Annotated in this window: 6 protein-coding genes; 4 read left to right on the top strand and 2 right to left on the bottom strand. The window is 59.4% G+C overall.

The annotated features are described in order from the left end of the window. Positions 1-4: 4 nt before the first annotated feature. From F8B91_RS02390 to F8B91_RS02380, 3 genes are all read left to right on the top strand, one after another. Positions 5-1,891, top strand: coding sequence for a potassium transporter Kup (locus tag F8B91_RS02390; RefSeq protein ID WP_196502120.1), 1,887 nt, complete (start codon positions 5-7; stop codon positions 1,889-1,891). Next, positions 1,891-2,826, top strand: a complete 936-nt coding sequence (locus tag F8B91_RS02385) for a CehA/McbA family metallohydrolase (protein ID WP_196502119.1) — start codon at positions 1,891-1,893, stop codon at positions 2,824-2,826. Before F8B91_RS02390 ends, F8B91_RS02385 begins: the two co-directional genes overlap by 1 nt. Before the next feature lie 148 nt (positions 2,827-2,974). Beyond that, a complete protein-coding gene (locus tag F8B91_RS02380) occupies positions 2,975-11,185 on the top strand; it encodes a beta strand repeat-containing protein (protein WP_196502118.1) in 8,211 nt (2,736 codons plus the stop codon). Positions 11,186-11,192: 7 nt separating this feature from the next. On the opposite strand, the gene F8B91_RS02375 is transcribed toward F8B91_RS02380, so the two are convergent. Next, positions 11,193-12,983 carry an NAD(P)/FAD-dependent oxidoreductase gene (locus F8B91_RS02375; protein ID WP_196502117.1) on the bottom strand — a complete coding sequence of 597 codons (1,791 nt, stop codon included), beginning with the start codon at positions 12,981-12,983 and terminating at the stop codon, positions 11,193-11,195. 103 nt (positions 12,984-13,086) lie between these two features. On the opposite strand from F8B91_RS02375, the gene F8B91_RS02370 reads away from it, so the two are divergent. Beyond that, entirely contained in the window at positions 13,087-13,821 is a 735-nt protein-coding gene (locus tag F8B91_RS02370) for a TrmH family RNA methyltransferase (protein WP_196502116.1), read from the top strand. A gap of 45 nt (positions 13,822-13,866) precedes the next feature. On the opposite strand, the gene F8B91_RS02365 is transcribed toward F8B91_RS02370, so the two are convergent. Beyond that, entirely contained in the window at positions 13,867-14,715 is an 849-nt protein-coding gene (locus tag F8B91_RS02365) for a hypothetical protein (RefSeq protein WP_196502115.1), read from the bottom strand. Positions 14,716-14,908 lie beyond the last annotated feature (193 nt).

The raw sequence follows: 14,908 nt of genomic DNA, 5'->3' as shown, positions 1-14,908 counted from the left end.
AGCCATGTCTTCCACCTCCGCGCAGCAGTCATTGCTTTCAAAACCGCAGCTCAAACTCGCCTTCGCATCGATTGGCGTGGTCTTCGGTGATATCGGAACGAGTCCGATCTACACCATGCGCGAGGCGCTGAAGCCAGTCACCGGTGCTGGCGTCGATGTGGCGTCTGCCACTTACGGCGTGGTCTCGCTTTTGATCTGGGCGCTAATCCTGATCGTCACCTTGAAATATGTGATCATCATCATGCGCGCCGATAATCACGGTGAAGGCGGCATCCTCTCGGAAGTGGTGCTCGTCGAAAATCTCGTCGGCAAAAAGAGCGGCTACATCCTGGCCCTCGGAATGATCGGTGCCGCCTTCTTCTTCGGTGATGCGATGATCACACCGGCGATCTCGGTGCTCTCCGCCGTCGAAGGCTTGCAAGTCATTAATGCCGATCTCTTCACACCCTTCATCTTGCCGCTCACGCTGGCCATTCTGGTCGGGCTGTTTCTCATCCAGTTCAAGGGCACTGACCTGGTGGCCAAATATTTTGCACCCATCACCTTCATCTGGTTTCTGGTTCTCGCCGCTCTCGGCCTCTGGCACCTGAGCGATAACCTCTCGGTGTTTCAGGCGCTGAACCCGCTCTACGGCATCAACATGCTGTGGCGCCAGCCGGGCCTTGCTCTGCTGGTCACTGGCGGCGTATTCCTCGCGGTGACCGGCGGTGAAGCGCTCTATGCCGACATGGGCCATCTGGGCAAAAACCCGATCCGTCTGGCTTGGCTTGCCGTGGTGTTTCCCGGCCTTGCGCTGAACTATCTGGGCCAGGGTGCTTTCGTGATGGCGCATCCCGAAGCCGTCTCCAATCCGTTCTTCCTGATGACGCCGTCCTGGGCCTTGGTGCCGCTGGTGCTCCTCACCACTGTTGTCACCGTGATTGCCAGTCAGGCCGTCATTACCGGTGCCTTTTCCATCGGCCAGCAGGCCATTGCGCTGGGCCTGATCCCGCGCATGAATGTGACCCACACATCGGAAACCGAGAGCGGCCAGATCTATGTCTCGCAGATCAACTGGATGGTGATGTTCGGCGTCATCATGCTCGTGCTGGTGTTCCGGAGCTCGGATGGCCTGGCCTCGGCTTACGGCATCGCCGTCAACGTGGCCATGCTGGTCAACACCCTGCTCGGCATCATCTATTTCTGGAAGGCCGAACACAACAAGCGCTGGATTCTTGTCTCCGCCCTCATCTTCATTTCCCTGTTGGAATTCACCTTCCTGGCCGCCAATGGGTTGAAGATCGCCAATGGCGGCTACCTGCCCATCTTGATTGGCCTGGCCATCATCATGACCATGCTGATCTGGCGCAAAGGCATCAGGCTGCTTCTCGCCAAGCTACAGCGTGAAACGCTGGAGCTGAAGGGTGTGCTCGAAAGCCTGGAGCGCCACCCACCTGCCCGTGTGGCTGGTGCTGCCGTCTTCATGCAGACAGATAACAAATTTGCCCCCTCGGCCCTCATGCACAATCTGAAGCATAACCGCGTGCTGCATGACCGGCTGATCTTCATCGCGGTGAAGACCATGCCGCAGCCGCGCTGGGAGGATGATCGCGTGGTCGTCACCCAGGGCCCGCTCGGCTCATGGATCGTCGAAGCCCGCTTCGGCTATATGGAGCAGCCGGACGTGCGGGCCGCCTTGCGCGCCTGCGCAGCGCATGGGCTGGAGGTTGATCCGCGCCAGGCCTCGTATTTCCTGGGCCGCCGCGTCATCAAGACATCTGCCCATGCGAAAATGCCGCTCTGGCAGCAGCGCATCTTCATCATGCTGGCCAACCAATCGGCGCGTGCTATAGACTTCTTCCGGATTCCACCCGACCGCGTGGTGGAACTTGGCATGCAAATGAGTGTCTGATGCCCCTCCTCAAGCCCTTCTCCACCCCCGGCCGTTTCTGGCGCGGCAACCTCCACACCCATTCCAATCTGTCAGACGGCAAGTTGCCGCTGGCAGAGGTTGTCGCCGCCTACAAGAATGTCGGCTACGACTTCCTGATGATGTCGGAACACTATCTCGATATCTATGGCTTCCCGATTGCCGACACGCGTTCATTCCGCGGCAATGATTTCACCACCATCCTGGGCGTGGAGCTGCACGCCCCCGTCACCAGCGTGGGCGAGATGTGGCACATCGTCTGCGCCGGCTTGCCGCTGGATTTCAAACCGCCGACCAAAGACGAAACAGGGCCGCAACTCGCGCGCCGCGCGCGTGATGCCGGGGCCTTCATTGCCATCGCGCATCCGTCCTGGTCGCGCTACACGATCGAAGATGGCCGTGCACTTGATATGGCCCATGCCGTGGAAATCTATAACCACGGCTGCGAGACTGAGAATGATCTGGGCTATGGCTGGTATCTCTACGACCAGCTCACCAATGAAGGCCGCCACCTCAGTGCCATCGCCACCGATGACGCGCATTTCAAAACGCCGGATCATTTCGGCGGCTGGGTGCATGTGAAGTCCGAGAGCCTCGATCCTGATGCGCTGCTCACCGCCCTCAAAGCTGGGCATTTCTATGCCTCGCAAGGCCCTGAGATTCACGGCGTCGAGGTCAATGGCAAGGAGATCATTGTTTCCTGCACGCCGGTGGATTCCATCACCGTGATCTGCGGCAATTCCCGCACCGTGGTGAAAACCGGTCGCGCCATCACCGGCGCCACTTTGGACCTGCGCAAGCTGGAACCCAAGGAAGGCTGGCTCCTCACCAAGGCCTCGCCCTGGTTCCGGGTGGCGGTCATCGACAATGCCGGCAAAAAGGCCTGGACCGGTGCCTATTGGTACGATGAACTTTAGCCCGTAAGCTCAAGCCCCACACCAGTTTCTCTGCCCAAACAGGTTGCTAGAATGCTGCGGGACGAATCGTTCCGGCATGGGTGCGTTCCATCGAGACTTGGGGGTCTGAATTGATTGGAGTGAGGTTCTGACGGCGCGCGTAAGCGCAATGATCAGATGCGGAGGGCTCATCGCCTTCGCCTTCCTCCTCCTCTACTCAACAATACAACCTTCGACTGCAGGACAGGTCGCTTGCACCCCGACTGCAGGGTTCAACACCTGCTATCGTTTCACGTATTCGGGCGGCAATCAGTCTTTCACTGTCCCCAGTGGCGTCACCTCGGTTGAAACCCGTGTTTGGGGTGCAGCCGGCGGCGGCGCCAACAGCAGTTTTTACAGCAATCAGAGCGGCGGTGGCGCGGGCGGCTACGGCAAGGGAACCCTGACCGTTTCCGGCGGCCAGGTCATGGGCATCGTCGTGGGCCAAGGCGGTGTGGTCAATTCCACATCGCAAACCTATGGTTCGGGCGGCGCCGGCGGTGGTTCGCTGAGCTCCAATCATCGCGGGGCAAGCGGCGGTGGCTATTCTGGCGTTTTTTCTTCGACCTCATATACCCAGGCGAACGCTTTGGTGGTGGCAGGCGGCGGCGGCGGCGCCTCGCCCGGAGCTGATGCAGGCAACCCTGCCGCGGGCGGCGGCGGTGGCACCACAGGTGGTCAAGATGGAAACGCGGATCGTTCAGGCCGCGGGGGCACGCAATCTGCGGGCGGCGCGGCTTCAACCAACAAAAACTGCGGCACGTTCGCGCAGCCGGCCGACGGTGCCGTCGGCAATGGTGGCGATGGCGGCGGCGACGGCTTGAACTCCGGCATTGAAGGCGGCGGCGGCGGTGGCGGCGGGTATTTCGGCGGCGGCGGCGGCAACTGCCAATACAGCGGCAACAATCCCAATGGCCCTGGCGGCGGCGGTTCAGGCTTCTTGGCGGGTTCCGTCACCAGCGCTAGCCTGAGCAACGGCAGTAACTTCCCTTATGCCGGCGGTGCTTGTTCAGGCACAGCCAGCCCCGGTGGTTCGGCGGATTCACAGTATACGTCGGGCATCGGCCAGGGCTCATGCTTTAGCACCGGTGGCAACGGCGAAATTGTCGTCCAGTATCACATGCCAACAGTCACCATGTCGGTGGTGTCAAACGGTGCGACCGGCACTTTCACCTTCACCGGCACCAACGGCTACGCCGGTGACAGCATCACCACCGCCACTCCCGGTTTGGCTGTTGCGGGTACCCAGGACGTACTGACAGCCGCAGGAACAGCCACGACAATCAGCGTCTCAGTCCCCGTAGGCTACACGTTCACAGCTGCCTCCTGCACCGGCATGGGCGCCGGATCGATGACGCCGACCTACAAGCCGACGCCATCGGCGTCTGTGCAGACCGGCACTCTGGTGCTCAATACAACGGCCACGGCCGCCGCCAATGACATTGCCTGTACGGCAACGCTTAACAAGGCCCCAACCTTCAAGCTGCAGGTCACTTCAATTGGTGGTACGGCAAGCTTTACCCCCTCAGCAAGCAGCAACCTTGCCTCAACGCCAGGTGTCATCACCACCGTCACCGCCGGAACTGCCGCCCCCGTATCGCCCACCGCCATCTACGTAACGACCGCTGCCACGGATGCTACGGTCTCGATTCCGGTACCCACAGCGAACTGGGCCATGACAGCAGTGAGCTGCACAGACGCCAACAGTGCCATTACCGGCAACACGGGAACTTTCGGTACAGTTTCCGGGCAGGTGCTGACACTACCTGCCGCCTATTCCGACTACGGCGCGAACATCACATGCGTCGCGACAGAAACTAAAGCCTCTGTGCTGTTCCAGAAAATATCCCTGGGTGGCTTCACCAGCTTTTCCTTTGCCAGCAACAGCAATCTCGCCAGCACGCCGGGCTCGATCACCACCACGGCCGTCAATACTGCAACACCGGCAAGCCCCACTGCAATCAATGTGAGCAATGCGGGCACAGCCGTGACAGTGACAGAGTCGGCGACGACAAATTATGTACTGACCGGCTTTACCTGCACCGACGCGAATGGAGCTGTAACGGGCAACTCCGGCAGTTTCGGCAGCTTCGCCACGCTCACGGGCACAATCCCCGCAGGCAATGTGAAGGCGGGTTCCTATATCACTTGCGTTTTCACCAACAGCAGGCTGCCCACATTCAAGGTGCAGGTGACGACCATTGACGGAACGGGGGGCATCACATTCAGCAGTCCCGTCAATTTGGCATCGACGCCGTCTGCCATTTCCACAATTGCCACCAACACAGCAACACCAGCCTCTCCCACTGCTATCAATATGAACGCGGTGAGCACGGCGGCAACCCTAACCTTGGCTCCAACGATCGGCCTCGGCCCAACCTCCGTCTCCTGCACGGATTCCAATGCGGCGGTGAGCGGCAACAGCGGCAGCTTTGGTACAGTAACATCCACATTGCTTACAGTGCCTGCGCTCAACGCGCGTGCTGGTGCAGATATCACCTGCGTGATAACGGCCACGCAGGCAACGGTAAGAGTTCAGGCCACGACCGCCGGCGGCTTCGGTGGCCCCTTCACCTTCACAAAATCAAATTTGAACTCCACCCCAGCTAGCGCCACGACCACCGCGATCAACACGGCCGCACCGGTCAGCCCTACCGCAAACATCATCTCGGCCATGGCCACAGCAACGACAATCACGGGCAGCCCAGCGACCGGGTACTACACGACGGGAGGCAGTTGCACCGATGCTAATGCATCTCTCACCGGCAACACCGGCTCTTTCGGGAGCTTCTCCGCCGGCGTTCTCACCCTCGCATCGGGCAATGTCGTGGCAGGCTCCACCATTACCTGCGTCTTCACGTTCACCAAGGCACCCACCTTCGCTCTACAGGTCACATCACTTGCCAGCACATCAACCTTCACACCCTCGGCCAGTACCAATCTTGCCTCAACACCAGGTGCCGTCACAACCGTGACGTCGGGCACACCGGCTCCCGTGTCGCCGACAGTCGTCAATGTGACCACAATCGGCACAGCCGTTACCCTGACGACACCGGCACCCTCGGGCTATGCACTCACAGCGGTGACCTGCACGGATTCCAACAGCGGCGTGACGGGCAACACCGGCAGTTTCGGTAGCTTTGCCGGAACAGTGCTTACGGTGCCGTCTGCCAAAGTCGTAGCTGGGGCGGCATTCAATTGCATTCTGACAGAGACCGCAGCAAGCGTCGCTTTCCAGGTCAAGAGCCTGGGCGGCTACACCAGCTTCACTTTTTACACATCCAACATTGCCAGCACGCCGAGCATCACCACCACGGCGGTGAATACGGCAACCCCCGTCTCGCCCGCTGCCGTTGCCATCCCCACGGCTGGCACTGATGTGACGATTTCAAACAATAACCAGGGCGCAGGCGCCTGGTATTACACCTCATTGACATGCACTGACGCCAATGCGGCGATTACCGGCAACACCGGCAGCTTCGGAACTTTCATTGGCTACATGGTCACCGTTCCTGCTGCCAATGTCGTGGGTGGAGCAACAATCACCTGCGTCGCAACAGAAACGCGCGTTCCGGCTTTTACCTTCCAGATGCAAACGGTGGGTGGCTTTGGCGGCCCGTTTTATTATAGCCAGACCAATCTCACGATGGGCCTGGGCCCATACACGACGACAGCCGCCAACACGGCTGTACCCACCAGCCTGACAACCATTTTCTCCTATGGATTTGGCACCGCCATAACCGTCAACCAAACCGCAGCCACCGGCTTTGCCCTGACCGGCGTGACCTGCACCGACTCCAACAGCGCCGTCACCGGTAACACCGGCACGTTCATTTCTGTTTCCAGCACCCAGCTGACGATCCCCGGAGCCAATGTGGTGGCCGGGGCCGACTTCCAATGCATGTTCACCAACACGAAGCTGGCATCCCTCACCCTGACGGAAGTGAGCACAGGCAATGTGGGCGGGTTTACCTTCACCGGGACCAATGGGTGGTCAAGCCAGACGATCACGACGGTGACATCGGGCACCGGTGTGGCAGGAGCGACCCAGTATCTCAGCGCCGTTTCCACAGCCACGACGATCAGCCATGCCATTCCCTCAGGCTATACAATCACCTCGATTACCTGCACCGGCCAGGGCTCAGGAACCTACACGCCTAACACGGGTGCAGGCACGGTGGTTTTCGACAGCACGGCTGTCGCCTCGGGAGCTACTCTGGCCTGCACCTACCGCCATACCAAGACGCCTACATTCAAACTGCAAGTCACCACCACCGGTGGTTATGGTGGCGCCTTCAGCTTCACTCAAACCAATCTCGTCTCGGCACCCGCCAACATCACCACGACAGCCGCCGCGACGGCAACCCCCGCATCGCCCAGCGCCATCAATGTCTCCACAATCGGAACAGCCGTCACGATCACACAGACGCCGCCACCAAGCGCTTTGCTAATGACAGCCACATGTACCGACGCCAACAGCAGCGTCACCGGCAATACCGGAAGTTTCGGAACATTCACCGGCAACGTCTTGACCGTGCCGTCTGCCAACGTTGTCGCGGGCGCAGATTTCATCTGCCAACTGACAGATGCATTCGCCAACTTTGCCTTTCAGGTGAAAAGTCTCGGCGGTTATGGCGCGTTCAGCTACTCAAGCTCCAACTTGGCCTCGACACCTGCGCCGATCACCACGACCGCGGCAAACACCGCCACACCGGCCTCCCCCGCCAGCATCATGATTTCGGCCATGGGCACCAGCGTCGTGATCACGGGTTCTTCCGGACCGGCGGGCGTATGGCTCACAACCGGCTTCAGCTGTACGGACGCCAATGCGGCCGCGACCGGCAATACCGGCACCTTCGGCAGCTATACATCGGGCACAGTGACACTGCCTGCGGCCAATGTGGTTGCCGGTGCGGCCCTCACCTGCGTGGCAACAGCCAGCAAAATGCCAAACTATGTCATGCAGCTGCAGACTTTAGGCGGAATGGGCGGAGCCTTCACCTACAGCCAGACAAATCTGTCGGGGACACCCCCCAGCATCACCACAACGGCAGCCAGCACCCCTTCTCCCACATCGGGACTTACCACACTCAATTCCTACAACCCGGGAACAGCCATTACTGTCACTCAGGCGAACCCCTCAGGCTTCGCGCTCACGGCGGTAGTTTGCACCGATGCCAACAGCGGCATGACCGGCAACACCGGGACATTCATCTCGCTCGCTTCCAACACTTTGACAATCCCGGCGGCCAACAATGTGCCGGGTGCCGATTTCAATTGCCAGTTCACGGCAACCAAGCTGCCGACCCTGACATTGACCATGAAGTCGAACGGTGGCGTCACCGGCTTTACCTTCACCGGTACCAATGGCTGGACCAGCCAGACCATCACCACCGTCACACCGGGGACAGGCGTGGCAGGCGCCACACAGATCTTAAGCGCAGTTTCCACCGCAACCACCGTCACGCAGACGATTCCCGGCGCGTATCAATTCGCATCGGTTTCCTGCACTGGTCTGGGCTCTGGCACAGTCACGCCTACTTTGGCCAGCGGTGCCATGATCTTCAACGCCAGCGCCACGGCGGCAGGCAATGCCATCGCCTGCACGGTGACGGACGACAAGACGCCAACCTTCAAACTGCAGGTCTCCACCACCGGCGGCTATGGCGGTCCGTTCTCATTCGCTCAAACCAACTTGGCCTCGGCCCCGGGCAACATCACCACCACTGCGGCGGCCACCGCAACGCCTGCCTCGCCCACGGCCATAAATGTCAGTGCATTCACGACTGCTGTGACGGTCACCGCAACATCGCCCGCAGGCTTTGATCTCAATGCCGTAGCCTGCACTGACGCCAACAGCTCGGTCACTGGCAACACCGGCACATTCGGCAGCTTCGCCAGCAACGTGTTGACTGTCGCTTCAGCCAAAGTTGTTGCCGGTGCAGATTTCACCTGCGTGCTTTCATCCAACAAGCTGGCCACGCTGACGCTGACCATGAAGAGCAATGGCGGCGTCACCGGCTTCACCTTCACCGGCACCAATGGCTGGTCATCGCAAACCATCACTACCGTGACGCCAGGCACCGGCGTCGCCGGCGCAACGCAGACCTTGAGCGCGGTTTCCACTGCCACGACGGTCACCCAAACCATCCCCATCGCCTATCAGTTCTCGGTTCTGTCCTGCACTGGCATGGGTTCAGGCACTGCCACACCCACCTACGCTTCGGGTGCGATCGCGCTAGATGCCTTGGCAACAGCGCCCGGCAATGCAGTCGCCTGCACGGTGACCGATGACAAGACGCCCACCTTCAAGGTCCAAGTTTCCACCGCAGGTAATTTTGGCGGTCCCTTCACCTTCTCTGCCCCTGCCAATCTGGCCAGCACGCCAAGCTCGATCACCACCACGGCAGTGAATACCGCAACACCTGCCTCGCCCACTGGCATCAATGTGACGACCATCGGCACCCAAGTGCAGCTCACCCAAACACCGGCTTCAGGCTACACATTCGGCAGCGTCAGCTGCACCGATGCCAATAGCAGCGTCACCGGCAATACCGGGAGCTTCGGAACGGTCGCCAGCAATGTCCTGACAGTGGCCGCCTCGAAAGTCGTGGCGGGTGCTGATTTCACCTGCGCGCTCAGCGATATCAAAACGCCTACCTTCAAACTGCAAGTCACCACGATGGGCGGTTATAGCGGGCCGTTCACTTTCGCGCAGACCAATCTGGCATCTACGCCGGGCAACATCACCACCACGGCCGCCTCCACTGCCACGCCGTCTTCCCCCACTGCCATCAATGTCGCAACCATCGGCACTGCAATCACGGTGACCGGCACGGGACCAGCGGGCTTTGATCTGAACGCGGCAAGCTGCACTGATACCAACAGCAGCATCACCGGCAATACCGGCACCTTCGGGTCCATCGCTTCTGGCGTGATGACACTGGCGTCAGCCAACGTGGTGGCGGGTGCAGACTTTGCCTGCGTGCTCACCTCAAACAAATTGCCAACGGTCACGCTCACTATGAAGAGCAATGGCAGCGTAACCAGCTTCACTTTCACTGGCACCAACGGCTGGTCCAGCCAAACCATCACCACCGTCACGCCGGGCACCGGCCTTGCCGGAGCGACACAAACTTTGACTGCGGCTTCGACCGCCTCCACCATCACCCAAGGCATTCCGACGGGCTATCAATTCAGCACCGTCACCTGCACCGGCCTTGGCTCAGGCACCGTCACGCCCACTTACGCGACCGGTGCGATGCTTTTCGACGCCAGCGCCACGGCCCCGGGCAATGCCATCGCCTGCACCGTCACCGACAACAAGACGCCAACCTTCAAGCTGCAGCTTCTCACCATGGCCGGCTTCGATGGTCCCTTCAGCTTCTCCCAGTCCAACCTGGCCTTCACGCCGGCCAACATCACAACCACCAGCGCTGGAACGGCAACCCCTTCCTCGCCCACGCTCTCCAAGGTATTGGCCATCGGCACCGATGTCAGCCTGCAGCAGACCCCCGTTGCCGGCTACGCACTCACCGCCGCCAGTTGCACGGATGCCAACAGTGCGGTGACGGGCAATACCGGAACCTTCGGCACCTTTGCCGGCAATATCGTCACCGTGACAGCCGCCAAGATCGTCGCCGGCGCAGACATCACTTGCGTGCTGACGGACTTCCGCTCGCGCCTCACCTTGCAGAAGATCACGCTTGGTGGAGCAGGTGGCGCATTCACCTTCAGTCAAACCAATCTCGCATCTACACCGGCATCCATCACGACCACGGCAGCCTCAACCGCTACACCGGCCTCGCCCACGCCGATCAATGTGACCACAATTGGCAGCGCCGTCACCCTCAGCGAAGCAGCCCTCGGCGGCTGGTTCGTGTCAGCCGGCAGTTGCACCGACGCCAATGGCGCGGTCACCGGAAACACCGGCACGCTGGGCACGATGTCAGGCAACACGCTCACCCTTGCCAGTGCGAATGTGAAAGCGGGTTCCGATTTCACCTGCATCATCACCGATACCAAGGGTGCCCCTGGCCTCACAGTGTCCAAAACCGTTTCGCCGACAGGCCCGGTCGCTGTCGGCCAAACACTGACTTATACCTACAGCGTCACCAACACCGGCAATGTGACGATGACCAACATCACCATCAGCGACAATCATAACGGCACCGGCGTTTTCACCGGCCCGTACGGCGAGACGCTGACCACCAGCACCAGCGGCGTTTCCAATGATGCTACCACCAACGATGGCATCTGGTCAGCGCTGGGCCCCGGCGATGTGGTGCGCTTCACCGCCACTTACGTCGTCTCGCAACACGACGTGGATTACCTGCAGTAGAGCTACTTCACGCCTTGTGATGCACTTCCTGCAATCCGTAAACCGGCGTACCAATCCCTTCCATCCGCGCCTTGATCTGTAGTGACAGGAATTGCGACATGTGGCGCGACTGATGCAGATTGCCGCCATGGAACCACAGCGCTTCCTGCTGCGTCGGCTTCCACATATTGCGCGGCTCACCTTCCCACGGGCCCGGATCCTTGATGGTATTAGAGCCTATACCCCAGCAGCGGCCCACCTTGTCGGCAACATCCTGCGAGATCAGCTTTGCTGCCCAGTTGTTCATGTTGCCATAGCCGGTGGCATAGACGATCAGGTCGGCCTTCACCTCGCTGCCATCGGTGAACACCACCGATTTCGGCTTGACCTCGGCAATCGATACCTTGGTCTTTAATTTTATTTTGCCGTCCGCGATCAGTTCCGAGGCGCCGACGTCAATGTAATAGCCTGAGCCACGGCGGATATATTTCACATGCAGGCCCGAACCATCATCGCCAAAGTCCAGCATGAAGCCAGCTTTCTCCAGGCGCTTGTAGAATTCTGCATCACGCTCGCGGATTGCGTTGGTCACCGGGATCAAACCCTTGGCCTGTTCCTTGTAGGGATTGGCCGCATAGAGCAGATCAGCCTTGTGCACATCGATGCCGCGCGCCACCGCCTCTTCCGAAAACAGCGGCCCGGCCTCCAGCTCCATCAATGTATCGGAGCGCGCGATCATCGTGCTGGTCCGCTGCACCATCGTGACGTCACATCCATTTTCCCAGAGTGCCGCTGCAATATCATGCGCCGAATTGTTCGAGCCGATGATGACGGCCTTCTTGCCCTTGTAGGCATCAGGGCCCGGATGTTTCGACGAGTGGTGGATGTCGCCCTTGAAGCTGGCTTCACCTTTTGATTTCGGCATGTTGGGGAAACCCGAAAGGCCGGTGGCCAGCACCAATTGCTTGGGCTTCAAGGTAATGGCCTTGCCGGCCCGCTTCACCTTCACCACCCATTCCTTTTTCTTTTCGTCGTATCTGGCGCTTTCACAAGTGGTGGAGCCCCAGTAATTCAGCTCCATCACCTTGGTATACATTTCCAGCCAATCAGCGATCTTGTCCTTGGGCGAGAAGATCGGCCAGTCCGCCGGGAATGGCATATAGGGCAAATGATCGTACCAGATTGGATCATGCAGGCAGAGCGACTTGTAGCGCTTGCGCCAGCTGTCGCCGGGGTTCTTGTTCTTTTCGATGATAATCGTCGGCACGCCCAGCTTGCGCAACCGCGCGCCCAATATGATGCCGCCCTGCCCGCCGCCGATGATCAGGCAATAGGGCTGCACTTTGTGGCCCAGCTCACGCTCTTCCCGCTCACGCGATTCAAGCCAGGTCTCACGGTTCTTGTGCACGCCATGAACAGCGCCCTTGATGCGGCGCGTGCCATTCTTCTCTTCATGCCCTTTCAGCTCAACCAGTGTGGTCAGCAGAATCCAAGCCTTGCCGCCCTTGAGGCGCAGACGGCCCCTGCCCCGGCCCGATGCCGTCTCGAAAGTGATCCAGCTTTCGGTCAAGTCTCCGTCTGTGGTGGCATCGCCCTCGATTTTCCAGTGTGAAGGTTTTGCATCCTTGAGTGTTGCCGCCAGCATGTCGGCAATCGCTGCGCGGCCTTCCATCGTCTTGTGGTTCCAGGTGAAGCTGACCAGGTCGCGCCAGAAACAGTCTTCGCCGAATAATGTTGTCGCGGCGCTGATGTCTCGCGCCTTAAGCGCAGCATCAAATTGCACCAGCCAGGTTGAAACTGTTTCATTTGCCGATGTCATCACTCACTCCCAGAATCTTTTGTGAAAGCTTGGCATGGAATGCCAAACCTGAGAAGCGCTCACCCGGCATTGTGCGCATGCGGGACTGTGGGTATGAGGAATCATGCTGCCGATTTCATCTGCCCAAAATCCCACCATCAAGCTAATCCGCTCCCTTGCCGACAAGAAGGGCCGCCGTGACGCCGGCCTGTTCGTGGCCGAAGGCCTGCAGATGCTGGAGCGTGCCGAAGCCTTGGGCTGGCAGCCCGCCTATTTGATCTCCACCAAGCCCATCCACATGTTCGACGACATCAAGCCCTTCATTGTCACCGAAAAGCTGATGGCTGAACTTTCCGCGCAGAATAACCCGCATGATGTGCTGGCCGCCTTCCCGCAGCGCTGGCAGCCGCATCCTTCCAAGGAAGGCAACTGGCTGGCGCTGGAAGAAATCCGCGATCCCGGCAATCTCGGCACCATCATCCGTACGGCCGATGCGGCACAAATGGCGGGCATCATTCTGGTCGGCGATTGCTGCGATCCCTATGCGGGCGAATGCGTGCGCGCCTCAACGGGCTCGGTCTTCGCGCTGCCGCTCACCCGCATGCCGCAACAGAGTTTTGTGGATTTCCTCGGCGGCTGGCCGGGCGAAAGCGTGGCCACGCGCATGGATGCATCACAGGATTTCCGCCGAAGCTACAAGGCGCCCACATTGATGGTCCTGGGTTCCGAATCGCGTGGCCTTTCTGATTCCGTTTCAAAGGCTTGCAAGACAAAGGTCAGGATTCCGATGAAGGCCGGAGTTGAAAGCCTTAATGTGGGCGCAGCTGCCGCGCTGATGCTTTATCAGCTTGCCAAATAAAAAAGGCCGCTCCAAAGAGCGGCCCTTCACGCCATATGAGGCGATTTATTCCGGAATCTCGCAGAAAGAACCGTTCCAATGTGTCGCGGGCGGCACGCAGGAGTCAGGACCTGTCAAAGGTTTCCCGAACTGGCTTCCCACACTGTCAAACACATCGAGAATACGGTTCGGCGGATCGTCTTCGCGGTGGCGGTGCATCAGGCTCTTGGCTGTCGGACCAAAATAGAAGCGCAAGCCCAAGTCCGCTGCACGGTAGTTATCGTCGCCAATCTTGCCATTTAGCGTGATCGCCAAAGGCGTTTCTTCACTCAGCAGATATTCGGCGCCAATATGTGCCGTCTTGAAGTCGGCTACGTCACGCACGCCCACATTCAGGCGAAAATTCTCGGTCGCGTAATAGGAAATATCCCCGAAGCCAAAAAACTTGCCGCCGCTCACATTGTTGAAATTGGCATTCAGATAGCCACCCCATGCCTGGAATGAAAACCGACCAGAATAGAGTTCTACTTCCGGCCCGATCGCCTGCGCGTCGCCGTTGTCAGTCCAGAAGCCGCCACCTGTCACGCCCAAAAGATAGGCGCTGGGGTCGCGCGTATAAAAATGGAGAACCCCACCCCTGATGCTGCTGCCGGCAATTGTATTCGCTACCCCGAGGTCACCTTGCAGGCCAAAGCGCTCGCCCAATGGAATGGACAAGGAGGCACCACCCTTCCATTCAGTGCTGCCGTTGAACGCATCAATCGCATAGGGGCCACCCTCAAACTCAATCTTGCCATTGATCCCGGAAACCGCAGGCAATGGGCCGGAGGTGATATCCGCCGCCACTGAGGATGTCCCAACGCAACCGACTGCGAAAGCAAAAATCAAACCCGCAACATATGCCCCAAAATTCATGTTATTCCCCGTACGAACTTCACTATTTGTTAGCGAACCTTACTCCAGGAAAAAAGCAATCAGGAGTAGTGATTTATTTCAGATCTTGCAACAATCCATCACAGGTTGAGTTCGTACCGGCCCCATGAGCCGGATTCACCACCCTGCAAAATCTGGAGCTTGTTCAAGCCCGTGCCATCAGCGAAATTGCCCG

Origin of the sequence: Aestuariivirga litoralis, assembly GCF_015714715.1 — a bacterium.
Taxonomy (GTDB): Bacteria; Pseudomonadota; Alphaproteobacteria; order Rhizobiales; family Aestuariivirgaceae; genus Aestuariivirga; species Aestuariivirga litoralis_A.
The sequence above is the reverse complement of the archived record's forward strand: the minus strand, read 5'-3'. Positions and strand labels throughout refer to the sequence as shown.